Annotated in this window: 19 protein-coding genes and 1 tRNA gene; 13 read left to right on the top strand and 7 right to left on the bottom strand. The window is 59.7% G+C overall.

The window, feature by feature from the left end; all coding sequences use genetic code 11:
• Positions 1-170 precede the first annotated feature (170 nt).
• Positions 171-243, top strand: a tRNA-Lys gene (locus L6963_RS01575).
• 121 nt (positions 244-364) lie between these two features.
• Here L6963_RS01575 and L6963_RS01580 read toward each other — a convergent pair.
• Positions 365-817 (bottom strand): hypothetical protein, encoded by a 453-nt coding sequence (locus tag L6963_RS01580; RefSeq protein ID WP_237204498.1) that lies wholly within the window; start codon positions 815-817, stop codon positions 365-367.
• Positions 818-1,246: 429 nt separating this feature from the next.
• Here L6963_RS01580 and L6963_RS01585 point away from each other — a divergent pair, with 429 nt between their 5' ends.
• The 5 genes from L6963_RS01585 (at position 1,247) to metG (ending at position 8,257) form a co-directional block, all read left to right on the top strand.
• Entirely contained in the window at positions 1,247-3,085 is a 1,839-nt protein-coding gene (locus L6963_RS01585; RefSeq protein ID WP_272878928.1) for an acetolactate synthase large subunit, read from the top strand.
• Positions 3,082-3,591, top strand: a complete 510-nt coding sequence (ilvN, locus tag L6963_RS01590) for an acetolactate synthase small subunit (protein ID WP_185174490.1) — start codon at positions 3,082-3,084, stop codon at positions 3,589-3,591. The genes L6963_RS01585 and ilvN overlap by 4 nt, the downstream gene beginning before the upstream one ends.
• A 148-nt stretch (positions 3,592-3,739) precedes the next feature.
• Positions 3,740-4,768, top strand: coding sequence for a ketol-acid reductoisomerase (gene ilvC / locus L6963_RS01595; protein WP_185174491.1), 1,029 nt, complete (start codon positions 3,740-3,742; stop codon positions 4,766-4,768).
• A 256-nt stretch (positions 4,769-5,024) separates the two neighbouring features.
• Positions 5,025-6,620: a phosphoglycerate dehydrogenase gene (serA, locus tag L6963_RS01600; RefSeq protein ID WP_237206383.1), complete on the top strand. Its 1,596-nt coding sequence runs from the start codon at positions 5,025-5,027 to the stop codon at positions 6,618-6,620.
• Between the two features lie 95 nt (positions 6,621-6,715).
• Positions 6,716-8,257 carry a methionine--tRNA ligase gene (metG, locus tag L6963_RS01605; RefSeq protein ID WP_237206384.1) on the top strand — a complete coding sequence of 514 codons (1,542 nt, stop codon included), beginning with the start codon at positions 6,716-6,718 and terminating at the stop codon, positions 8,255-8,257.
• Between the two features lie 95 nt (positions 8,258-8,352).
• Here the strand turns inward: metG and L6963_RS01610 are convergent, their stop codons facing one another.
• Complete coding sequence (locus L6963_RS01610; RefSeq protein WP_237206385.1) at positions 8,353-9,420, bottom strand: hypothetical protein; 1,068 nt, start codon at positions 9,418-9,420, stop codon at positions 8,353-8,355.
• 219 nt (positions 9,421-9,639) lie between these two features.
• Here L6963_RS01610 and L6963_RS01615 point away from each other — a divergent pair, with 219 nt between their 5' ends.
• The gene (locus L6963_RS01615) at positions 9,640-10,455 is read left to right on the top strand and encodes a hypothetical protein (RefSeq protein WP_237206386.1); all 816 of its coding nucleotides are present in this window, start codon (positions 9,640-9,642) and stop codon (positions 10,453-10,455) included.
• A gap of 51 nt (positions 10,456-10,506) precedes the next feature.
• Here the strand turns inward: L6963_RS01615 and L6963_RS01620 are convergent, their stop codons facing one another.
• The 4 genes from L6963_RS01620 to L6963_RS01635 all read right to left on the bottom strand — a co-directional run bounded on the left by L6963_RS01620 (position 10,507) and on the right by L6963_RS01635 (position 15,973).
• The gene (locus tag L6963_RS01620) at positions 10,507-13,101 is read right to left on the bottom strand and encodes an FtsX-like permease family protein (protein ID WP_237206387.1); all 2,595 of its coding nucleotides are present in this window, start codon (positions 13,099-13,101) and stop codon (positions 10,507-10,509) included.
• Position 13,102: 1 nt separating this feature from the next.
• Entirely contained in the window at positions 13,103-13,852 is a 750-nt protein-coding gene (locus L6963_RS01625; protein WP_237206388.1) for an ABC transporter ATP-binding protein, read from the bottom strand.
• 142 nt (positions 13,853-13,994) lie between these two features.
• The gene (locus L6963_RS01630) at positions 13,995-14,621 is read right to left on the bottom strand and encodes a response regulator transcription factor (RefSeq protein WP_237206649.1); all 627 of its coding nucleotides are present in this window, start codon (positions 14,619-14,621) and stop codon (positions 13,995-13,997) included.
• A gap of 104 nt (positions 14,622-14,725) precedes the next feature.
• Positions 14,726-15,973: a sensor histidine kinase gene (locus L6963_RS01635; RefSeq protein WP_237206389.1), complete on the bottom strand. Its 1,248-nt coding sequence runs from the start codon at positions 15,971-15,973 to the stop codon at positions 14,726-14,728.
• A gap of 123 nt (positions 15,974-16,096) precedes the next feature.
• On the opposite strand from L6963_RS01635, the gene thrC reads away from it, so the two are divergent.
• The 4 genes from thrC (at position 16,097) to L6963_RS01655 (ending at position 20,306) form a co-directional block, all read left to right on the top strand.
• Complete coding sequence (thrC, locus tag L6963_RS01640; RefSeq protein ID WP_237206390.1) at positions 16,097-17,524, top strand: threonine synthase; 1,428 nt, start codon at positions 16,097-16,099, stop codon at positions 17,522-17,524.
• 98 nt (positions 17,525-17,622) lie between these two features.
• The gene (locus tag L6963_RS01645; RefSeq protein ID WP_237206391.1) at positions 17,623-17,973 is read left to right on the top strand and encodes a hypothetical protein; all 351 of its coding nucleotides are present in this window, start codon (positions 17,623-17,625) and stop codon (positions 17,971-17,973) included.
• A gap of 65 nt (positions 17,974-18,038) precedes the next feature.
• On the top strand, positions 18,039-19,097 hold the full coding sequence (locus L6963_RS01650) for a 3-isopropylmalate dehydrogenase (RefSeq protein ID WP_237185912.1): 1,059 nt from the start codon (positions 18,039-18,041) through the stop codon (positions 19,095-19,097).
• A 111-nt stretch (positions 19,098-19,208) separates the two neighbouring features.
• Positions 19,209-20,306, top strand: coding sequence for a branched-chain amino acid aminotransferase (locus tag L6963_RS01655; RefSeq protein WP_237206392.1), 1,098 nt, complete (start codon positions 19,209-19,211; stop codon positions 20,304-20,306).
• Between the two features lie 77 nt (positions 20,307-20,383).
• Here the strand turns inward: L6963_RS01655 and L6963_RS01660 are convergent, their stop codons facing one another.
• A complete protein-coding gene (locus L6963_RS01660; RefSeq protein ID WP_237206393.1) occupies positions 20,384-22,075 on the bottom strand; it encodes an ABC-F family ATP-binding cassette domain-containing protein in 1,692 nt (563 codons plus the stop codon).
• A 238-nt stretch (positions 22,076-22,313) separates the two neighbouring features.
• Between L6963_RS01660 and L6963_RS01665 the strand changes: the two genes are divergently transcribed.
• Positions 22,314-23,771 carry a pentapeptide repeat-containing protein gene (locus L6963_RS01665; protein WP_237206394.1) on the top strand — a complete coding sequence of 486 codons (1,458 nt, stop codon included), beginning with the start codon at positions 22,314-22,316 and terminating at the stop codon, positions 23,769-23,771.
• A 53-nt stretch (positions 23,772-23,824) separates the two neighbouring features.
• On the top strand, positions 23,825-24,601 hold the full coding sequence (locus L6963_RS01670; RefSeq protein ID WP_237206395.1) for a fumarylacetoacetate hydrolase family protein: 777 nt from the start codon (positions 23,825-23,827) through the stop codon (positions 24,599-24,601).
• Positions 24,602-24,697 lie beyond the last annotated feature (96 nt).

Genomic DNA, 24,697 nt, shown 5'->3' on the forward strand with positions numbered 1-24,697 from the left:
ACCGGCTAACCGGTCGGGCTTCTTTGTGCCTAAAAGCGGCTGCTGGGGGTGTAAATGTGGCGCTTATGTGGAAGTGCTCACAAAAGCCCCTTTCGGCTTGCACGCCTCAAAAAAGGTGCGTATAGTAGAACCCGTTGCTGAGACAGGTTCTCGGCCTGACAAGTAAATATGCGCCTCTAGCTCAATTGGCAGAGCAATTGACTCTTAATCAATGGGTTCTGGGTTCGAGTCCCAGGGGGCGCACAGCGTAAGAAGCCCGACCGGCTAGCCGGTCGGGCTTCTTCTTTATTCATCCTGGTTTATCTACGTCTAGTCTTCAGGTGATACCCAATCTTTTGTGTGCGGGCTTCACCCTGGGGGAGGGCTAGAGCTCCCAGGCCTCAATGATGACGCGCTTAAAATCTTCAATATCAAGTGCCTGATCCAGTACGCCGCTACCTTCTGTTGTCTGGACGGTCATGTGGGGATCAAAGGTGAGAGAAAAAGAGGTGCCGTTCGTGGATTCTAACCCAAAGGAAAACTCTGAAAGGCTAAAGGTGCGGGCGGCATTTGTGTTGTCGATAGAAGTGGGAGTTCCGGTGCCACGAACTTCGGGTAGGGAGAGCGGGGCGATGACGGCCTCTCGCGGGGTATCCCTGTAGCCGATAAGGAAGTGGCTCTGGTTTTCTTCCTGATGGGATGCCAAATCGGGGTTGCGGTAGATAGATGAACCTGTAGCAAAAACCAGGTTGTAGGCCCCATAGTTAATAATCTGACTATCAAAGACAGTGTGCAGGGCCTTGGCAATTTCACTACTGGTGAGCTGGGGTTCAGTCATACCATCAGTCTACGTGCTATAGCTGAAGTCTTGGCTAGAAAAGTGCTACTGATTGCCTAAAAGTCTTTAAATGACGATGTGCAGGTTTGTGTCGTTTGACCAGGCTAGACCGCTTTACCCCTCTCCGTTGGTGTCTGAGGGGTGAGCTGGCTGTGTCATATTCTAAGACCGGTTTGACCGGTGTGCCCTCGAGCACCAAGAATAAAGGGTATGACAACACGCCAACAGTCACAGATTATTCTTGTGGTGCGACTCGTGAACGAGTGCGCAGCATAAGTCTTTGATGTGTCTTACGGCGTGCGCACCCTTCGCTCAACCAAGCGGAGGGTTTTTTTCTAGGTTTATCCGCAACCCGGCACTACCTACACCCAACGGGCGCACCCACCGCTCACACACAAGATCATCTTCAGACCATCGCGAGGATCACCAATGACAGCGGGAAATCCCATCAACCCTGCAGATCTAGCTAAAAACCTGGGCAACCGTAGCAGCTCAGAAACCTCACCGGTAGAGCGTATGACCGGCTCGCAGGCCATCGTCCGCTCCCTCGAAGAACTGGGTGTTACCGATATCTTCGGCCTGCCCGGCGGCGCAATTCTGCCCACCTACGACCCCCTCTTTGACTCTGAAAAGCTCAACCACATCCTGGTGCGCCACGAGCAGGGGGCAGGGCACGCTGCAGAAGGCTATGCTATCGCCAGCGGCAAGGTCGGCGTAGCTATTGCCACCTCGGGCCCCGGTGCCACCAACCTGCTCACCGCCATTGCGGACGCCAACATGGACTCTGTGCCCATTGTCTGTATTACCGGCCAGGTCTCCTCAAAGGTCATCGGCACCGATGCCTTCCAGGAAGCCGACATCGTGGGCATGACCATGCCCATCACCAAGCACTCCTTTATGGTGCGCGATGCCCAGGAGATTCCCCGCTGCATCGCCACCGCCTTCAAAATTGCCGCAACCGGCCGCCCCGGCCCCGTCCTCGTTGACATCACCAAGGACGCCCAGCAGGGCATGATGGACTTCTCCTGGCCGCCCGCTAACACCGACCCCCGCGGCTACAACCCCGTGACCCGCGGCCACTCCAAGCAGATTCGCGAAGCGGCTAAGCTTATCACCGAGTCCCAGCGCCCCGTCCTCTACGTGGGTGGCGGTGTCGTCCGCGCTGAAGCGTCCGATGAGCTGCTCAAGCTTGCTAAAACCATTGGTGCCCCCGTCATCACCACCCTGACCGCCCGCGGTGCTTACCCCGACTCAGACCCCCAGAACCTGGGCATGCCGGGCATGCACGGTACGGTTCCTGCTGTAACCGCCATGCAGAAGTCTGACCTGCTCATTGCCCTGGGTGCCCGTTTTGACGACCGCGTCACCGGCGTCGTCTCGGAATTTGCTCCGCACGCCAAGGTCATCCACGTCGATGTAGACCCCGCAGAAATCTCAAAGATTCGTATTGCCGACGTACCCATCGTGGGGGATCTGCGCTACGTGCTTCCCGAGCTTAACGAGATTCTCGAGGGCGAGTTTGCCTCTGAACTTCCCGACCTTTCGGACTGGTGGAAGCTGGTTAACCGGTTCAAGGAAACCTTCCCGCTGGGCTACACCAAGACTGACGACGGCCTGGGCTCCCCCCAATACGTCATCGAAAAGCTGAGTGAGCTCACCGGCCCCGATGCCTACTACGTCACCGGTGTGGGCCAGCACCAGATGTGGGCAGCCCAGTTTATCCAGAGCGAAAACCCCCGCCACTTCATCAACTCAGCAGGTCTGGGCACCATGGGCTTCTCCGTCCCCGCCGCTATGGGCGTCAAGGTTGCCTTCCCCGACTCTGTCGTGTGGGCTATTGACGGTGACGGCTGCTTCCAGATGACCAACCAGGAACTGGCCACCTGCGTGCAGAACAACATCCCCATCAAGGTTGCCATTATCAACAACTCGTCCTTGGGTATGGTGCGCCAGTGGCAGAACCTCTTCTACGATGGCCGCTACTCCAACACCCACCTCAAGACCGGCATGGGTACCGAGCGCGTACCTGACTTCGTCAAACTGGCTGAAGCCTACGGCTGCGCAGCCCTGCGCTGCGAGAGCGATGCAGACGTAGAAGAAACTATCAAGCAGGCCCTGGCGATTAACGACCGCCCCGTCGTCGTAGACTTCAACGTCAGCCCCGATGCCCTGGTCTGGCCCATGGTGCCCGCCGGTGTATCGAACGATCAGATTCAGATTGCTAAAGATATCTCACCCTCCTGGGGCGAAGATGAGGAGATGCTATGAGCCGCCACACCCTCTCGGTTCTTGTAGAAGATAAGCCCGGCGTGCTGGCCAGAGTCTCAGGTCTCTTTGCCCGCCGCATGTTCAACATTGATTCCCTGGCCGTTGGTCCCACCGAAGTTCCCGGCATCTCCCGCATCACCGTGGTGGTCGACGCCGAGGGCGTGCTGCTTGAACAGGTCACCAAACAGCTCAACAAGCTGATTCACGTGCTCAAGATTGTGGAACTGCCCGACGAACAGTCGGCCCAGCGAGACCACATTCTCATCAAGGTCAAGGCGGACGCGGCAGCCCGCATCCAGGTCACCCAGGCCGCCGACCTCTTCCGCGCCAAGATTGTAGACGTCTCTACCGAGTCCGTCATTATCGAGGCCACCGGCTCTGCCAATAAGATTAACGCCCTGCTTGAGGTGCTTGAGCCCTTCGGCGTCCGTGAGATTGTGCGCGCTGGCACCATCGGGCTTTCTCGCGGCCCCCGCTCCATGAGCGAAAAGGCCCTGCGTGGCTAGGGCAAGAGCCGCCCAAAAATATCGTTCCAAAATATGAAACCTGCGTCTCAAAATCAGCCGAACCTACTAGGCTAGAGACTAACGGTTCATCACAACCAAGGTTTAGCAGCAGCTGCTGCCCCTCAACCGATCAAGGAGATCGAACACCATGGCAAAGATCTACTACAACGACGACGCAGATCTGGCGAACATCGCAGAACGCTCCGTCGCCATCATCGGCTACGGTTCCCAGGGCCACGCCCACGCCCTCAACCTGCGTGACTCCGGCGTAGACGTCCGCGTCGGTCTTGCAGAAGGCTCAAAGTCACGCGCCAAGGCAGAAGCAGAAGGCCTGCGCGTCCTCACCGTTGCAGAAGCAGCAGCAGAAGCAGACGTCATCATGATCCTCACCCCCGACCAGGTTCAGGCAGAGGTCTACAAGAATGACATCGCCCCCAACCTCAACGAAGGTGACGCCCTCTTCTTCGCCCACGGCTTCAACATTGTCTTCGGCTACATCGAAGCTCCCGAGGGTGTCGACGTTGCCATGGTTGCCCCCAAGGGCCCCGGCCACACCGTCCGCCGCGAATTTGAGGCAGGACGCGCAGTACCCGCCCTCGTTGCCGTTGAAAAGGACGCCTCAGGTAAGGCCCTCGACCTGGCCCTGGCTTATGCCAAGGCTATGGGTGCAACCCGCGCAGGCGTTATCGAGACCACCTTCAAGGAAGAAGCCGAATCAGACCTCTTCGGCGAGCAGGCAGTTCTCTGCGGTGGCGCTTCCCAGCTGATCCAGTACGGCTTCGAAACCCTGACCGAAGCTGGCTACCAGCCCGAAATCGCCTACTTCGAGGTGCTGCACGAGCTCAAGCTGATCGTTGACCTCATGATTGAGGGCGGCATCGCCAAGCAGCGCTGGTCCATCTCAGACACCGCCGAATACGGCGACTACGTCTCAGGCCCCCGCGTGATCACCCCCGAGGTCAAGGAAAACATGAAGGCTGTTCTGGCCGACATTCAGGACGGCACCTTCGCCAAGCGCTTCATGGAAGACCAGGCAGCCGGCGGCCCCGAGTTCAAGGAGCTGCGTGCCAAGGGTGAAGCCCACCCCATCGAAGCAACCGGCCGCGAACTGCGCAAGCTCTTTGCCTGGAACAACTCCGTTGACTCAGACTACGTCGACGGCTCAGTTGCCCGCTAAGCCAAGCTACTCTCACCTGCACCAGCAGTGAACTCTCAAGAGCCGGCTACCTCACCCACCCAGGGCAAGGTAGCCGGCTCTTGCCAACCCCCAGTAAACTGGGGGAGCGGTCTCGCTACAGCCGTACGGTGAACTGTAGCCTAACCACCGCACTCCTGCTCTTTGCCGAGCACCCCTACCAGCGGCGTCCTTAGGGTCCGAAGCGCCAGCTGCCCCACTTTCTCTAACCGTCACCCGCTATCTAAGGAAACCACCTGTGACTGCAAAACCCGTCGTTCTGCTCGCTGAAGAACTCTCACCCGCCACCGTTGAAGCCCTGGGCCCCGACTTTGAAATCCGCTCCTGCGACGGCGCCAACCGCGACGAACTCCTCCCCGCCATTGCCGATGTAGACGCTATTCTGGTGCGCTCAGCCACCCAGGTCGACGCAGAAGCCATTGCCGCCGCCAAGAAGCTCAAGGTCATCGCCCGCGCAGGTGTTGGCCTCGACAACGTCGATATCAAGGCCGCCACCAAGGCCGGCGTCATGGTGGTCAACGCCCCTACCTCCAACGTCATTTCCGCCGCCGAACTCACCGTCGGCCACATCCTGGGCCTGGCCCGCAACATCGCCGCTGCCGACGCCTCCATGAAGGCCGGCCAGTGGAAGCGCTCCGCCTTCTCAGGCGTTGAGCTCTTTGAAAAGACCATCGGCATTATCGGCCTGGGCCGAATCGGTGGTCTGGTTGCAGAACGCCTCAAGGCCTTCGGCACCGAAATTATCGCCTACGACCCCTTCGTCACCTCAGCCCGCGCAGCAGCCCTGGGCGCAGAACTGGTTGAACTGGATGAGCTGGTAGAGCGCTCTGACTTCATCACCATCCACATGCCCCGCACCCCTGAAACCCTGGGCATGATTAACGCCGAGAGCTTCAAGAAGATGAAGAAGACCGCCTACGTGGTCAACGTAGCCCGCGGTGGCCTGATAGATGAAGCAGACCTCGACGCAGCCCTGCGCTCGGGTGAAATTGCTGGTGCCGCCATCGATGTCTACGTCAAGGAACCTGCCAAGAACGTGCCCTTCATTGAGCTGCCCAACGTCGTTGCCACCCCCCACCTGGGTGCCTCAACCTTCGAAGCCCAGGAAAAGGCAGGTATCTCGGTTGCTAAGTCTGTGCGTCTGGCCCTTGAGGGCGACCTGGTGCCCGACGCCGTCAACGTCGCAGGCGGCGCAATCGACAAGGACGTCCGCCCCGGCGTCCCCCTGGCAGAGAAGGTCGGCCGCATCCTCACCGCCATCGGCGGCGACGAAGCCCTCACCCGCGTCGAGGTCAAGATCGCCGGTGAAATCGCCACCAAGGACGTCACCTCCCTCAAGCTCTCAGCCCTCAAGGGTGTCTTCACCGACGTCGTCTCAGACAAGGTTTCCTACGTCAACGCCCCCGTGCTAGCCGAACAGCGCGGCGTTGAGGTCGAGCTGGTCACCACCACCGATACCGAGTACTTCCGCAACGAAACCGTACTCACCGGTGCTCTCGCTAACGGTGAAGTGGTCTCCGTCGCCGGTACTGTCACCGGCCCCAAGCTCATCGAAAAGCTGACCAACGTCAACGGTTACGATATCGAAATCCCCATCACCGACCACATGCTGGTGCTCGAATACGAAGACCGCCCGGGCGTTATTGCCGCTATCGGTACCCTGCTGGGCACCGCCTCCATCAACATCGCCGGTATGCAGGTCTCCCGCAACGACAAGAAGGCTGAAGCCCTCTGCGTCCTTGCCCTGGACTCAGCCCTCTCAGCCGAGGTGCTCGAATCGATCAAGCGCGTGGTCAACGCCTCCCGCGCGGCGGTTATTAACCTGGCTGACTAGCAAGAAGCGCGGGTGGGCTTTCCCGCCCACCCGCGCCTTTCCAGCTCGGGAAATAGCGTTCGCAGTGGTTGGTGTAAACGGGTAAAGTGGTAGCTATGACTTCTACCCCGTACTACATCACCACTGCGATTTCTTACCCCAACGGTGCCCCCCATATCGGGCATGCTTACGAGGTTATTGCCGCCGACACCATGGCCCGCTTCAAGAAGCTTGATGGCTTTGACGTGCGCTTCATGACCGGTACCGATGAGCACGGGCAGAAGATGCAGACCACCGCTGCCAAACAGGGCAAGACCCCCAAGGAACTGGCCGACGAGAACTCAGCCCGCTTCCGCGCTATGGCTGATCTGGTAGGTGCCGACTACGACCGCTTTATCCGCACCACCGATGCCGACCACTACGCAGCCTCCCAGGCCATCTGGAAGAAGATGGAAGAGAACGGCGATATCTACCTGGATAAGTACGCTGGCTGGTACTCCGTTCGCGACGAGGCCTACTACACCGAAGACGAAACCGAGGTGCGGGACGGCGTCCGCTACGCCATCTCAACCGGCACCGAGGTCGAGTGGACCGAAGAGGAATCCTACTTCTTCCGTCTCTCCAAGTACGGTGACCGCCTGCTGGAGCTCTACTCCACCGAAGGCTTCGTCTACCCTGAATCCCGCCGCAACGAGCTGGCCGCCTTCATCAAGAACGGTCTGACCGACCTTTCTATCTCCCGCACCACCTTCGACTGGGGCGTACCCGTGCCCGGCAATGACAAGCACGTCATGTACGTGTGGGTGGACGCCCTCACCAACTACCTCACCGGCCTGGGCTACCCCGATACCGAGGGCGAACTCTTCACCAAGTTCTGGCCCGCTGATCTTCACCTGATTGGTAAGGACATCACCCGCTTCCACGCCATCTACTGGCCCGCCTTCCTCTGGTCAGCCGGCCTTGAAATCCCCAAGCGGGTCTTCGGCCACGGCTTCCTGCTGGTTGACGGCGAGAAGATGAGCAAGTCCATCGGCAACGTAGTTGACCCTGCCGATCTGGTCGCCAGCTTCGGCCTGGATCAGCTGCGCTTCTTCCTGCTGCGCGATGTCTCCTTCGGCCAGGACGGCTCCTACTCAGCCGAAGGTATCAAGAACCGCATTAACTCCGACCTAGCCAACGACCTGGGTAACCTGGCCCAGCGCTCCCTCTCCATGGTCGCCAAGAACTGCGACGGCAAGGTTCCGACTCACGGCACCTTCACCGCAGAAGACACCGCCATGCTTGAGATGGCAGCGGCCCTGTACGAGCCCGTCCGCGCTGACTTCGATGAGCAGGCCTTCCACCGCGCCCTGGAGCGCATCTGGCAGGTTGTGGGTGAAGCTAACCGCTACTTCACCGCCCAGGAGCCCTGGAAGTTGCGCAAGACCGACCTGGAACGCATGAACACCGTGCTCTACGTGACCGCCGAGGTACTCCGCATCGTCGCTACCCTCACCCAGCCGGTTATGCCCACATCCATGGGCAAGATGCTTGACCTGCTGGCGGTTGCTCCCGAGAACCGCCTCTTCGCAGCGCTTGATCAAGCCCTAGTGCCCGGCACCGAGCTGCCCGCCCCGGCTCCCGTCTTCCCCCGCTACGAGGAACCCAAGAACGCCTAGGCTACGAGCAGGGTATCCAGCAAACGTATAAGGACGCGGCCCCCACCTTTCGCGCGAAAGTCGGGGGCCGCGTCCTTATGCTTACACCCGAGAGGCTAGAACCAGCCGAGCTCAGTGACCTTGTAGTAGACCATCTGAGACAGGGCAATGTAACCCCAGCCGTTCAGGTGCAGGCCGTCGGAGGAATACAGGGACGGGGGAATCTGCCCGGCCTCGTAAGCCTTGCGGTCTTCGTCTGAAGACCAGACACCTGAGCCAGAAAGGGCACCGTAGCGCAGCCAGGACTCCTGGGTGGTCTCGCGCAGGTAGGTCTCGGGGTTCATGAACTTAGCCCCGTAGGTGCTTGCCGCCCACTCGTTGTAGGCCTTGACCTTCTTGACGCGGTCAGAGTCGAGAGTATCGCCCCTCGATGCAAAGTGGCCCATCACGATGGTGCGTTCGGGCGCAAGATCGTAGCATCGCTGGGTGTCCTGGGTGATGCGGTCGTAATCGCTGATATTGTTACGGCCAATCTGCAGCACATGGTAAGAAGAGCGGCTAATCATTTCCTGGTAGGAGTAGAACCAGGCTGCCTCAGTATTGGCGGGGGCGTAGATTTCTTCCCCGGGCACGACGCGGGTAAATGTGTAGGTGCCTTCGGTGCTACCCGCTTCGAGGACGCCCGCTACGCCACCTACATAACCGGGTACGTAAGCGCTGACACCCCAGGCAACATATGTAGAGTCTGACAGGGTGATGTTGACGCTTCCGCTGGCCGGGATACGGTCGTTGGGGAAGGAGAGCTTATAGATGTTGGTTGCTACGCCTCGGCGGGCTGCGATCATGGTGGAGGTTTCGCCACCGCGGCCGAATTCTAGAATCGGTGCTGAAAGGTAGCTGCTGAGCAGGGCTTCCATGCTTGCATTGAACCCCGCAGGCACGCCTTGGTCGGCTTGGGCACCTTCGAAGGAGGAGCTACCCCACAGGGCCAGGGAGGGGCCGGTGACGGTGGGGTAGGTGAAATCTGAGGGGAAGACGCTGGCGGTTGCGTCTGCTGCGTGGGCGGTAGCGTTGATGGCTACGGTTCCTGCTGCGGTGGCAACACCGGCCACACCTGTGAGTGCGGCAAAGCGCATGAGGCCACGGCGGCTGGTCTGAAGTCCTTGCTGGTCAAGGGAGGTCATGGCGTTTGTAGTCTGCTTTCTGTGACGAGGTCGTCGTGGATTCATTCGATGATTGTGGTGATGCTGCTTCTTCATAGTAGTTAGAATTGAGGCTGATTATCTAGGGAGGACGCCGTGTCATTACTTACGAACCGTTGTGTAAAAGGGCTCGCTGTGCTTGGTTGTTTCACAGCTTTAGGGTTGGCCGGGTGTTCTTCGCAGCCTCAGAACTTTGATGAGTTGACCGCAGAGACTGCCAAGACCGAGCACATTGACAGCTTGCAGTCCTGGATTTTCCCGCCTGCTGAGGCTGAGTCTGCCCGCCGGGCTTTTGTGGAGCGCTGTGTGGCTGAGGCCGGCGGTAGCTACAAGGAGCCCGAGGTTGGGCTGACCCTGGATTCGGCTGTCTACACGGGTCGCACCACCGAGGAGCTGAAGACTTCTGGTTACGGCCAGCTGCCTGCCGCTGAGGGGCGGGCGACCGCCAGCTTTGACGAGGCGGGGCTGGATGCCTACCTGGGTAAGGACGGCGAAACCTTCACCGTGACTTTCATGGAGTACTCCAGCGGCGAGCTAAACTCGGCTGGCTGCATGGCCCAGAGCTATGAGTACATCTACGGCTCTGTAGAGAGCGGTGTGAAGGCGGCCCTGCTGGCCCCCGAGTTCGCCCAGGCTATTGAGACCAGCCTGCGGGCCGATGAGAACTACCTGGCCCTGCAGGAGTCGTGGGCTACCTGCATGAAGGACGCGGGGTTCGGCCAGGCCTCGAGCACCGACCAGGCAGCCTATAGCGCTAGCCTGCTGGGGGCTGATAGCGCCGAGAAGATGCTGCAGGCCGATATCTCCTGCCGTGAGAGCATTTCCTTTGACTCTTCTATCACCGATCTGAAGAACTCCTACTATGAGGCTGTCTACCAGCGTCTTGAGCAGTTCTCTGAAGAATTAGAAGCTACTCACGCAACCGCCCTTGAACGGGTTGAAACCGATAAAGCCGACCCCAAGAATACTTCACCGGTGACCGTCCCAACCCCCACCGCTAGCCCCAGCGCTAGCTAAGGCGGGGCGGGCGTCCGGCCCCTGAGAGAAGCGGACGCCCGCCCCACCCTGCTAGCTCACCTCCTGAAGGGCGGCAACTGGCGGTATGCGGGAGGCTGATCGGGCCGGGAAGAAGACCGTGGCCCAGGCCAGGAACAGGCCACCTGCAAGAATTGCTAGGTAGTGCCAGGGCTGTAGACCATAGACTAGATCAAGCCCCAGTATCGGGAAGACCTGCATCAAAAGTAGGGCCGTGACTGCTCCAGCGGCCGTGCCCCAGATCAGGGCAAAAATAGCCAGAATCAGGGTCTCGTAGCTGACCGCTGCCTGTAGTTGACGGCTGGAGAGGCCGTTAATACGGAGCAGGGCGTAGGAGCGGCGGCGCTGCTGGGTGGTCAGTAGCTGGGTGTTGGCCAGCCCCACGAGTGAGACGAGCAGTGAAGCTGAGAGTAGCCCCAGAATTACCCAGAGAACGGCGCGCATATCCTCCTGGAGCCGGGTTTTCTCAAAGGTTACGCCTGAGAGCTCGCCTGCCTCCTGGCCGATAAGGTCAGCGATAGGGTTGAGTACCGAGGAAGAGTTATTCCAGCTGATATCGGGCGTGAAGTTGACCTGTAGTAGGCCGGTATCTGTTTCTAGACCGGTCGGAGGCATGAGCTCTGAGCCGCTGATGAGCTGGCCATTCTGCGTGGTGATGAGGATACCGCGCAGGGTTGCCGGGGTGATACTGACGGCAAGTTCCACAGAACCCTGAGTACCTTCGATATAGAGCTCTTGGCCTTCGTCAATACCGAGAACATCTGCATCGAACTGGCTCAGAAGCACCGTCCCTTCGGTGAGCTTCTGGCCGACGTCTTCACCCTGTAGACGGGTGAGGGTCTCTGGGTCTGCGGAGTAGACCGTTGTGTCTAGCCAGCTATCGGTTGCGGTGATGAGCCTGCCCTGCGGCAGGGCGATGAGGGCGGCGTCCACTCCCTCTATCTGAGCGATCTGGCGCTCTATCTCGTGCAGGCGGGCGGTATCTGGCTCGGTCAGTATCGCTTCAACGTCGTAGGGGTAGTTACGGTCAAGCTCTGCCAGCATACTGTGCTGCATGGTGGAGTAGCCGGTGAGGGCTGCGCTGACAAAGGCTGCACAGATAAAGACCATACGCACGGTCACCGAGGCGGACGCCCTCGATTGGGCGATATTGCTGTGGGCCAGGGCCGCGGTGGAATAGGGCTTGGCACAGCGCCGCAGCAGGGCCAGACCCGGGGCTGCAAGTAGGGGAGCGGCTAGCACAAAGGTGAAGGCTGCAAGCACGGTAGCTACTACAATCAGGGCTGAGTACTGGCCAGCCAACCCCGAAACCGCGCAGAGGACCGTGATGCCTGCAAGGAACAGGCAGAGTAGCATCAAGGGCCAGGTGCGGCGTGTGCGCTGAGCTACCGGTGCCTCATGCTGGCTATTGAGTGCTGCCACCGGTGGAATCTTTCGGGTGTTCCAGACCGGCTTGAGCACAGCCAGCAGGGTCACCACGGTGCAAATCAGCAGAGCGATGATACCTGCTAGTGGGTTGTAGGTGACCCGACCCGTGGTATCGAGAGCAAAGGCTGCTAGGTAGGCTGTGAGGACACCGGCCAGGGCTGAAAGGGCCCCCAGGGCGGCAGCCTCAAGCAGCAGCATACGCACCACCGTCTGACGGGTGGCACCGAGGGTGCGCAGCAGGGCCAGCTCGCGGGAGCGGGCCGCTGCATGCACCTTATAGGTGCTGGTGATAATGAAAGCGCTCATCAGCAGGGAGAGAGCCCCAAAGCCAAAGAGGATAGAGAGCAGAGCGGTGTAGCTGCCAACGGCCATACTCACGTCGTTCCTGATTTGCTCTTCAGTCGATGAGACGGTAAAGGCAGGGGAGTTGGAGAGTGCCTGTTTGACTTCTTCCAGAGAGGCAGAAACGGGTTCTTTGAGCTTTAGAAGTACCTGCTCATAAATGCCGTTAGTAGTATTACCCCAGTGTTTTCGGCTGTGTTCTATGTAGGTAGCTACCCCGGTGCCCGGTGTAAAGACCATATCTGCCCCTGCGTTGTAGCCGACGGGGCGTTCGTAGATACCTGTGATGGTGTAGGTTGCCTGGGGGAGGCCCTCTTGCAGGTCGGTGTGCTCGGTAACGGTAGAAAGGTCATCTAAGGTGATGCTTTCACCCACCCCTACAGAGAGAGTTTCGGCTATCCGGTCGGTAATCACTACTTGGTAGCCTGCGGTAGGTAGGGCACCTTCAACGAGGGGATAGGGGAAGAAATCAGCATCTGGCATATCGGTCTGAAAGATGCTGTGTGTAGTCGCCTCACGCCCGTCCGTAGCCGGTACATGGATGCTGGAATCGGTAGTGGCTACCTTCCAGACTGATTCAACCGCAGGCAGGCTTGCTACCCGATCAGCTTGCTTCTCGCTGAGGAAGGGATCAGAGGCATTCCCCTGGGCAAAGCTACTGGTAGTTTCGACAACTGCATCGGAGGTGGAATATTTTTGGTCAGCTGCCTGCCGCACCTCATCGTAGAAGGAGGTGTTAATCAGCAGTACGGCGGTGAGGAAGAAGGCTGAGATGGCGATGCCGATGGAGGTCAGGGCAAAGCGTAGGCGGTGCTTGCCCAGGTTGGAGAAAGCGACGGTACTTAGGGTGGTGGCCATCTTAATCACCTAGCCTTGCCAGGGCTGAGAGCACACTGGTCTGGGTGGGGGCTTCGAGCCCACCGGCTAGCTGGCCGTCCTTGAGCAAGAGCACCCGATCAGCGTAAGAGGCCGCAAGCGGGTCATGGGTCACCATCAGAATAGTCTGCCCCTGTTCCCGGCTGGCCTGCTGCAGGAGCCCCAGAACCTCGGTACTGGTCGCCGAGTCGAGGGCGCCGGTGGGTTCGTCCGCAAAAATGACGGCCGGGCGCGGGAGCAGGGCTCGGGCGATTGCCACCCGCTGCTGCTGCCCACCGGAGAGCTGGGAGGGCAGGTGCTTGAGGCGGTCCTCAAGACCCAAAATGCGCACCAGCTCATCCCGCCAGATGGTATCTACCGCCACCTTAGCCAGCCCCAGGGGCAGCTCCATGTTCTGGGCCGCGGTGAGCGTCGGGACCAGGTTAAAGGCCTGGAAGATAAAACCGATATTACGGGCCCGGAACTCAGCTAGGGCGGAATCTTTGAGCCCCGTCAGCTCTACGCCCTTGACCTGTACGGACGTCTGCTCCCCGGGGTCAGGGGCATCGAGAGTTGCCAGCGTGTGCAGCAGGGTTGACTTGCCGGAGCCAGAAGGGCCCATGATGGCGGTGAACTTGCCCCGCTCAAAATCAATGGAAATGTTGCGCAGGGCGTGCACGGGGGACTCACCCGCATAGGTTTTAGAAAGATTCCGGGCAGAAACAGCGATAGGAATAGTGTGTGAGGTGCTCATATACCCAGTATGGCAAGGCGGTGGGGTAGGGCACATCGCACTAGGGAGTGAAGCGAAAGGGGCGGGCCTCATACCTAGGTATGAAAATAGGTTCTGCAGACTCACGCTCGCTGCCGACCCTAATAATTTTCAGTATTGAAGGTTAAACCAGCCCCGCCTCGTAGGCAATAATCACTGCCTGCACGCGGTCGCGGGCCTCAAGCTTAGCCAGAATATGCGAGACATGGGTTTTGACGGTCGCCTCAGAAACAAAGAGCTGCTGGGCCATCTCACCGTTCGACAGGCCCTGGGCAATGAGCAAGAAGAGCTCGCGCTCGCGGTTGGTCAGGCTGGCAATCTTTTCAGCGTGTTTCTGGGGCGCCTGCTGGGTGGGTGCACCTCCTGCCAGGTGGGGAATCATCTGTTCAAGCAGCCGCTTGGTGGCGCTGGGGGCGATGACGGCGTCCCCGCGCTGCACCGTCCGAATGGCCCCGAGAAGCTGCTCGGGCGGGGCGTCCTTGAGCAGGAAGCCGCTGGCCCCGCGCTGAACCGCGGCGTATACGTAGTCGTCGATATCGAAGGTGGTCAGCATGACCACCTTGACCTCGGGGTGGGCGGCGATGATAGCTCCGGTTGCTTCGATGCCATCGAGCACCGGCATGCGCACGTCCATGAGCACCACATCAGGCCCCAGCCCCGCGGCCTGCAGCTCGGCGACCAGCTCGATAGCCTGCTGACCATCCCCGGCCTGGGCCACCACCTGCATATCGGCCTGCGAACCAATCAGCATAGCCAGGCCAGAACGTACAAGCTGCTGGTCATCTACAAGAAGAACTCTAATCACGGTTTTACTCTATCGCTCCTGGTCATCATGGGGGGCTGGTAAAAACGGGTCTAGGGCACGAAGGGAATCTGGGCAAAAACCCTAAAAGACCCGTCGGCTAGGCGGCCGTAGTGCAGGGTGCCGTGGTACATATCGACACGTTCGCGCATACCCAGCAGCCCGCGGCGGGCACCGGGCAGGGGCTCGGTGGGCTCGGCCTGGGGCAGGTTGGTGATGTCGATATCCAGGGTCTGCTTACCCTCGCTAATGGTGACGGTCACCAGGGGAGTGCCCGGGCAGTGCTTGGCCACGTTGGTCAGGGCCTCTTGCACAATACGGTAGATGGTCAGGTCGGCACCCTGCGGCAGTTTCTCTTCAACCCCCGATACCGTGCTAAAGCGCACCGGTATGCCCAGCTTCTGGGTTTGCTCAATGAGCTGGGGGACGTTGTGCAGGGCCGGGAGGGGCTCAACGGTAGTGCCCTCATCGGTGCGCAGGACCCCCAGCAGGGTACGCATCTGTTGCAGGGACGACCGCGCCGCCTCAGAAATCGTGCCCAGGGCGGCTAGTTCCACGGGCTCATTCTGCGCGGACGTCCCCGCCCCGCTCCCAGCCTGCTGGGCAGCGGCAGCGTAGCGGGCGCCGTCCGCCTGGGCAATGATGACGGAGAGCGAATGCGCCACGATATCGTGCATCTCCCTGGCGATGCGAGCCCGCTCGTCCAGGGCTGCGAGTGCCCGTTCCTGTTCCCGCTCATGTTCCAGCTGGCGGTTGCGCTCAATAAGTGCCCGGTGGCGGTTCTCGCGTAGCCGCCGGGAATCCCCAAAGAACCAGGCAATAGTAACGATGGCCGCACAGATAAAAGCAGCGGTCAGAGCGGTAACGTAGAACTCAAAAGCTGTGAAGTCATAGACCAAAAAGGTACGAGCAAAAACAAAGCCGCCAACAAGCGAAGCAAGCAGAGCCGCAAGAAAAGTTCCAATACGGACTGGGCGCGAAAAATAGCGCACCAGATGGTAGACCATCACCGGGGCTGTCCACCAGGAGCCCACCGCAGGGTACTGAGCAGGAATAGTGACCAGCAGCGATACCACCACCAGAACCAAGACCAGGACCGGACGGGAATACCGGAAGTAGAGACTGGACGTAGCAACTAGCCAAGCAACGATGTAGATCAGTGCCCAGGTGCCCTCCATCATGGAAAGACCAAAGGCAAGAGTTATCAGTAGGGTCAGTATCTGCCCCAGGGCAACAGCGATCGCATTGACCAGCTTCTTACGGCGCTGAGTAGCAGCCAGCTCTAACTGAAGGGTATCCACCCTCCTAAGTCTAAAAGCAGCCCCGGCCCCGGGAAGGTGGCGGCGGGCGTCCGCACCCTAAATTCATACCGCAGTATGAGCGCCTAGCGCCACCGGCCGGGCAGTTTCGGTAGGCTTATACCCATGCAGTACATCTCAACCCGCGACGCATCCAAGACTCCCGCCCGCTTCACCGACATCCTGCTCGGTGGCCTAGCCCCCGACGGCGGTCTCTACCTGCCCGAAACCTACCCTGCTCTTGACGAGGCCACCCTCACCCGCTGGCGGACCGTTCTGGCAGAAGAAGGCTACGCGGCGCTGGCAGCTGAGGTGCTGCAGCTCTTCATCGACGATATTCCTGCCGACGATATCAAGGCCATGACTGCCCGGGCTTACTCCTACCCCAAGTTTGCCTCCGAAGAAATTGTTCCGGTTACTGAACTGGAACCCGGTATTTTGATCGGCCACCTGTCCGAGGGCCCCACCGCCGCCTTCAAGGACATGGCCATGCAGCTGCTGGGTGAACTCTTTGAGTACGAACTGGGCCGCCGGGGCGAGACCCTCAATATTGTGGGCGCAACCTCGGGTGACACCGGTTCATCTGCCGAGTACGCCATGCGCGGCCGCCCCGGCATCAAGGTCTTCATGCTCACCCCGGCTGGCCGTATGACCCCCTTCCAGCAGGCCCAGATGTTCGGCCTGGACGATGAAAACATCTTCAACGTTGCCCTCGACGGCGTCTTTGACGACTGTCAGGATGTGGTCAAGGCTATTTCTGCTGACGCTGCCTTTAAGGCTGAGAAGCGCATTGGCGCAGTCAACTCTATTAACTGGGCCCGTCTGATGGCTCAGATCGTCTACTATGTTTCCTCCTGGATTCGTGCGACCGAAACCAACGACCAGAAGGTTTCCTTCTGTGTGCCCACCGGTAACTTTGGTGATATTTGCGCCGGTCACATCGCCCGCCAGATGGGTCTGCCCATCGACCGCCTGATTGTGGCCACCAACGAGAACGATGTGCTGGATGAATTCTTCCGCACCGGCGACTACCGGGTGCGCTCATCGGCTGATACCTACGAAACTTCCAGCCCCTCCATGGATATCTCCCGGGCCTCAAACTTTGAGCGCTTTGTCTTTGACCTGCTAGGCCGTGACGCCGAGCGGACCGCTGACCTCTTTGGCCTCAAGGTGCGTCAGGGCGGATTCTCCCTGACCGATGACCCGGCCTTTGCCGAAGCTGCTGAGCGCTACGGTTTCGCCTCTGGCCGTTCAACCCACGCCGACCGCGTCGCCACCATTCGCGATGCCCACGAGCGCCTGGGTGTGCTGCTTGACCCCCACACCGCGGACGGCGTAAAGGTCGCCCGCGACTGGGCTGGGAAGGTTGATACCCCTATCATCTGCCTAGAAACCGCCCTGCCGGTTAAATTCGCTGAAACCATCCTCGAAGCAACCGGCGCTGAGCCTGCCATCCCCGAGCGCTTTGCTGGCATCATGGACGCCGACCGTCATGTCATTGACCTGCCCAACGATGTTGAGGCGGTCAAGGAACTGATTGAGAAGAACGTCTAACCGTTCGCTCACCACTTATAGAACCACATGCCTTGTTGAGCCCCGATTAAACTCTGGGGCTGGTGACAAGGCATGTGGTTCAGTTTTATAGTGTGGCTATGAAACAAGAAAAAGAGTTCTTTGCGGCGGTACTGCGCCTGGCCAAGCCCCACACCCCCAGTGACCGTGAACCGAATACAGCAGAACGTGAGGCAGCAATTGCTGCCCTTGAAGAAGCTCAGATAGTGCAGGCCTGCGACTGCGGCACCTGCCTGACCTACGATTTGCTATACCCGGGCGAGCCCATCAATCAGGACCTGCCCCGCACCTACCTGGCTGCAAACACTAAGGATGGGGATACGCTCGTCCTCGCCCATCTGGTAGGGGATAAACTCGTTACCCTCGAAGTAGCCCCCACCGGCAATAAACCGGTAGAGGTACTGCCGGCTATCGGCGACCTTACACCCTAATTCAATATATGAAACCACCAGTCAAAATATGGGCAAAGCTGCGCTCGCAGGACTAGCCTTAAACCATGACTGAAAACAGCTCCATCAACCTGGCCGTCATCCCCGGCGACGGCATCGGCCCCGAAGTAGTAGCCCAAGCCCACCGCGTCCTCACCCGCGCCGCCGAACTCGACAACATCACAGTCACCTCCACCGAATACCCCCTCGGTGCAGAACACTGGCTCGCAACCGGTCAGACCCTCACCGAAGAGACCAAGACCGCCCTCGCCCAGCACGACGCCATCCTCTTCGGCGCAGTGGGAGCCGACCCGCGCTCGTCCGCCGTGCCCAGCGGCCTGATCGAACGAGAAATCCTGCTCAACCTGCGCTTCTCCTTCGACCACTACATCAACCTGCGCCCCTCCCGCCTCTTCCCCGGCGCTGTTTCACCCCTGAGCAACCCCGGCGACATTGACTTTGTAGTCGTGCGTGAAGGTACCGAAGGCCCCTACGCCGGTAACGGCGGTGTACTGCGCGCCGGTACCGACGCTGAAATCGCTACCGAAGTATCGGTCAACACCGCCTACGGTATCGAACGCCTGGTGCGCTACGCCTTCGAGCTGGCCGCCAGCCGCGAGAAGAAAAAGCTGACCCTAATCCACAAGACCAACGTGCTGGTCAACGCTGGTGCCCTCTACAACCGCATCTTCACCAAGGTCGCCGAAGAATACCCCCAGGTCACCACCGACTACCTGCACATTGACGCAGCCACCATTTTCTTCACCACCGACCCCGCCCGCTTCGATGTGATCGTCACCGATAACCTCTTCGGGGATATTCTTACCGACCAGGCCGGTGCCATTACCGGCGGCATCGGTTATGCAGCCTGCGGCAACATCAACGCCGACGGCACCTACCCCTCCATGTTTGAACCCGTGCACGGCTCTGCCCCCGACATCGCCGGGCAGAACAAGGCCAACCCGACCGCGACCGTCCTGGCAGCTGCTATGCTCCTGCGCCACCTAGGCTACGAGGCTTCAGCCGCCCGAATCGAGCAGGCCGTTGAAGCTGACCTGGCCGCCAACCCCGGCGCAACCCGCGCCACCGACGAAATCGGCGACGCAATCCTTGCCCAACTGGGCTAAGCCTCTAACCCCACCGAAACCCGGTGGGGTCTTGCGTAAGCTAGCTAACAGAGCGAAAGACCCTGGGGTACCCTAGATAAGAGACCCCACGACACAGTTTGAAGGATGAGCATGTCACTCGAATTCACCATCAACCGCAACCCTAACCCCGCCAGCGCCGAACGACGCGCCGAAATCCTCGCCGACCCCGGTTTCGGTAACTACTTCACCGACCACATGGTGCGCATTGACTGGCGTGGCACCCACACCGACGGCGGTGAATGGACCAATGCCCAGGTCCTGCCCTACGGCCCTCTGAGCCTGGACCCGGCGGCTTCCGTTTTCCACTACGGCCAGGAAATTTTTGAGGGCATCAAGGCTTACCGCCAGGCAGACGGATCCATCACCACCTTCCGCCCTGAAGAGAACGCCTCCCGTCTAAATAAATCAGCAGACCGTCTGGTGCTGCCCAACCTGCCTGAAGAACTCTTTGTTGAAGCCATCCGCCAGCTGGTCACCATCGACGCCGACTGGGTGCCTAGCGGCGACGGTGAATCCCTCTACCTGCGCCCCTTCATGATCGCCACCGAGGCTTTCTTGGGCATCCGTCCGGCCCACGAGGTTTCTTTCTTCATCATTGCGTCCCCTGCCGGTAACTACTTCGGCACCCCCAAGCCCGTTGATATCTGGCTTTCCACCACTTACGCCCGCGCTGGCGTGGGCGGCACCGGCGAGGCCAAGTGCGGCGGCAACTATGCAGCCTCCCTGGCAGCCCAGCTGGAGGGCGAGGCCAACGGTTGTAAGCAGGTCATCTTCAAGGATCCCAACCGCGATGACGCTATCGAAGAGCTGGGTGGCATGAACGTCTTTTTCGTTTACAAGGACGGACGTATCGTCACCCCCGAGCTGACCGGCACTATTTTGCGCGGTGTGACCCGTAAGTCCATCATCAAGCTGGCTGAGGACCGCGGCCACACCGTGGAAGAACGCAAGATTACCCTGAGCGAGTGGCGCGAGGGTGTAGCAAACGGTGAGATTACCGAGATTTTCGCCTGCGGTACTGCTGCTGTGATTACCCCCGTGGGTAAGCTCAAGGCCGCTGACTTTGAGGTCCCCTCGGCATCAGGTGCGGACGGCGGCGAGGTCACTATGGCCCTGCGTCAAGAGCTGGTTGGTATTCAGACCGGCAAGGTTGAGGACCGCCTGGGCTGGAACGTGAAGCTGGTCTAGTCTCTCTTCTGGTAGGTACCACCTAAATCAGAAAAACCCACCAACTAGGTGGGTTTTTCTAGTTTAAATGGTCTTTTCTAGTGGTGCTTGGGGAGCGTTAGGACGTCCGTCAGGCCTAGTTGCGCACAGAAGGCTTCGTCGTGGCTGACCACCAGGAGCGCACCCTCATAGGAGGCTAACGCCTGCACCAGCCAGTCCACCGAGGCCATATCGAGGTTGTTGGTGGGCTCGTCCAGAATCAGCAGCTGCGGTGCCGGGCTGGCCAAGAGGACGCTTGCCAGGGCCACGCGGAAACGTTCGCCACCGGAGAGAACACCCACGGGCAGGTGCACCCGTTCCCGGCGGAAGAGCAGCCGGGCCAGATCATCGCGGACCTGCTGCTCAGTCAGCGTTGGGTTGGCTGCCATGACCAGCTGCAGCATGCTCTGGTCCTGGGGGAGTGTCAGCCGCTGGGGCAGGTAACCGGTGTTCGCTACCCGGTAGTCGCAGGTGTACTGGGCGGTTTCAGCAGCCTGAGAATCACCCATGATGGCCCTCAGCAGGGTGCTCTTACCTGACCCGTTAGACCCGGCTAGCCGTAGGCGCTCTGGGCCCTGGACAATCAGCCGCTCAGGCAGGGGAGTAGTAGCAGCCGCCCCGTCGTCCACCTGCTCCTGCTCACCCTGGTGGGGATGGGCGTCCGCACCGGTACCCTGCCGCAGGGTGAGTTCCAGCACCCGTTTACCTGCTGGCACCCGAGTGTCGGGCAGGTCAAGGTAGATGGCCTGGTCCTCGCGGATATCTCGCTCCCGGGCCTGCCTGGTGACAGTAGCGGCTTCCAGTCTGCCCTGGTGGGTCTGCCGAATCTTGGCCGCCGACCGCTGGGCTGAGGAGGCGGCCAGCCCCATCGACATACGCGAACCCCGCCGGTTAGCCTGGGCGGTCGCTCCAGCCCGGGCCGCGCGGGCCAGCTTGGTTTCTGCCTCGATGCGCTCCTGCTTTTCCTGCCGCTCAACCTGCTTGGCTTCGCGCAGGTGGCGGGCGGCGGCGTCCTGCTCGCTGTCGATGGCCTGCCGGTAGGCGCTGTAGTTACCGGTGAAAGAGCGCAGGGTTCCCTGCCTGAGTTCTAGCACTTCATCGACTCGCTCGAGCAGGTCGCGGTCGTGACTGACCGCGAGCACGGGGCAGGGCAGAGTATCTAGGAGCCGGTAGAGAGTAGCGCGGGCGTCGGCGTCAAGGTTGTTGGTGGGCTCATCCAATAGTAGGACGCCGGGGCGGGTGGCAACTAGGGCTGTGAGGGCTGCGGTGACGGCCTCGCCGCCCGAGAGCGTGCCGACGGTGCGCCGCATGAGGGCCCGGGCGTCGGTAGCGGCTAGGGCGGGGGAGAAGCCGGACGCGGCCAGGGCAGCCTGGGCTTGCTCGGCGGCGTCCCAGTTATCACCGATCCGGTCGTAGAGATCTTCGGAGTAGTCGCCGGCTTCTAGCGCGGTGAGGGCGTCGAGGACGTCGGTGATAGCGAAGAGGTCGGCGATGGTGGTCTGCGGGGTGAGCCCTAAATCCTGGGGCAGATAGGCGACGGTACCGGGCCGGCTGATGCTGCCGCTCGTTGGTTCTAGCGTGCCTGCCAGAATCTTGAGCAGGGTTGATTTGCCGGAGCCGTTATCGCCAATGAGGGCTGTAACCGGGGCACTGACAGCGCCGGTGAGGTTTTCAAAGCAGGGGGTGCCGTCGGGCCAAATCAGGCTGAGGCTGTTAAAAGAAAGGTGGGGTTCAGATACGGAAATAGGCATGAGGGTGCGATCCAATCAGCGTCAAAGAGGTGAAGTGCTGAAAACCGCGGTGAGGGGTTTCAGCGTGGTCTAGAGAACCGCTGAAAAATCCACTGGGGGAGCCTTCCGTAGGGAACAAGAACTGGTGATTACTGTAGGACAGCGGGGCGGACGATGTCAACCAGGTTACTTGGCCCATAGAATGAGTTGAGAAATAAGGCGAAACCCCATCAGTTCTTACTGACAGTGGAAGGAAAAGATGACAGAGGCACCTAAGGACCTTGGAAGCCCAGGTGAGCCTGGAGCAGGCAAGAAAGAAAAAAGGTACGACCTAGGATTTTGGTTGGTTACAATCGCCTGGGGAACAGGTGCCTTCGTGTATGGCTGGATGCTTGCGGGGATTCTCTATGACCGTGAGTATTGGAGGCTTACCTTTGAAGCGCTAGGGTGGGCTGACTGGTCTCTTGCCGGATTCTTCGGCTGTGTAGTAGGCGGTTTGAGCTTCTGGGCTTCTTCTGCCAAGGAGTCAGTTAAGAAGGAAAGTAAACAGCTTTTCCGTATTGTAGTAGCGGTTCTTCCTGCTCTTTTTCTGGTCTCTGCCTTAGCAGTTCTTACCCTTACTCTTGCTACCTATGACGTTTACTGGAAGGACGCCCGGCAGGGGATAGCTACTGCCTTTGCGGCCTTGATTGCCGCTGTGGGCGTGGTGGTGTCTGTGGCGGTCAGCTATAAGACGGGTGAAGAGAACCGTCTTTTGCAGAAGCAGACTGAACAGCAGAAGCTAGATGCGGAACTGATTAAGAGCCTGAACGATAGGCTCCATGAAATCATTTCCCGCCGTTATGGAGGCAAACCGCGTGAAGTTTCGGCCAGTTACTTCCAGCTAGCGGCTCTTTATCGGGATTGGGAAACACTGGCTGACAATTCCGAACTGGTGAAGAGTCAGAAAGGTAGCCAGCAACGGAATATTCTGAAGCTCCTCTTTGGCGTCTATCAAGAATCAGATGAAAAAATTTCCTCAGAGCGCAGTGAAGTAGATGTTCGAACCCTCAATTCTGTGATTCAGGATATCTTTCCTCTTTTTGAGGAAAGGGTAGATAATGAGTCTAGTAGCGCTCAGAAGGAAGAGATTGAACCTAAAACTCCAGACGGCCAGCAGGGCACCTTTGACCTCAGCTACCTTGACCTGCGGGGTCTTGACCTCAGCAGTCGAGAGCTGACGAAAGCAAACCTGGTGCGTGCTCATCTGGAGGGTGCGAACCTGGTGGCTGCTCATCTGGAGGGTGCGTACCTGATGGGTGCTCATCTGGAGGGTGCGAACCTGGTGGCTGCTCATCTGGAGGGTACGTACCTGGGGAGTGCTCATCTGGAGGGTGCGAGCCTGGTGGCTGCTCATCTGGAGGGTGCGAGCCTGGTGGGTGCTCATCTGGAGGGTGCGAACCTGGTGGGTGCTCATCTGGAGGGTGCGAGCCTGGTGGGTGCTCATCTGGAGGGTGCGAACCTGGCCGAGGCTTATCTAGACAAGGCCTCATTCTCCCTTGGACCCGTTAAATATACACAGAATCCAAAAGTAAGAAGCAGCATAATCAACCAGCTAAAGGTAAGTGACACTCTCCCGGCAGAAGCTGAGCTGCTCAAAGCCAAGGACTTTGACCGGGACCTGGTTAATGAGATTATCCAAGCCCACAAAGATGAACAGGCAGGCAAAGAAGAGTAGGCTAAGGCCAGCCTTCGCCGCCCAGCCCTGGGGGAGTCCGGTAGTCTAGAACCATGCGCATTGCCCGATTTACTGTAGACGATACCCTGCACTTTGGCCTGGTTGAAGGTGAGCCCGGCGAAGAGACCATCACGGTCCTCTCCGGCGACCCCTTCTACACCGGCATTAACCCCACCGACAAGCGATACCCCCTAGCGGACGTCCGCCTGCTGGCCCCCATCATTCCCCGCTCCAAGGTCATTGGTGTGGCCCGCAACTGGCGCGACCACGCCTCCGAGCTGGGCAACGAAACCCCCACCACCCCCCAGTTCTTCTTCAAGCCCAACACCTCCGTCATCGGCCCCGGTGACCCCATCGCCCTGCCCGAATGGTCAGACAACGTCTCCTTTGAGGGTGAGCTCGCCGTCGTCATCGGCCGTATCGCCAAGTCCGTGCCCCTGGACCGCGTGCCCGAAGTTATCTACGGCTACACCGTCGCTAACGACCTGACCGCCCGCGATGCTCAAAAAACCGACATCCAGTGGGCTCGCGCCAAGGGCTTCGACGGCGCCTGCCCCCTCGGCCCCTGGATTGAAACCGACCTGGACACCGACGACCTCGCCATCCAAACCTGGGTGGACGGTGACCTCAAACAGGACGGCACCACCGCCGACATGGTTTTTTCCGTGGCCGAACTCGTTGCCGCAGCCAGCGAATACTTCACCCTGCTGCCCGGTGACGTGATCCTCACCGGTACCCCCGCAGGGGTAGGACGCCTGAGCGCAGGTAACGAGGTCGAGATTGAGGTAGAGGGCATCGGCTCCCTGATCAATACCGTCCGCGCTGAGTAAACACCCCCCCTCAGCAAAGTTCCGCGCCGAAGAAAAGCGGCGAGTAAACTAGAACCCACCACCAGCTTTCAAGAAGAAAGGGATGTGCCAACATCC

Source organism: Rothia nasimurium (assembly GCF_928392795.1).
GTDB lineage: Bacteria > Actinomycetota > Actinomycetes > Actinomycetales > Micrococcaceae > Rothia > Rothia nasimurium_F.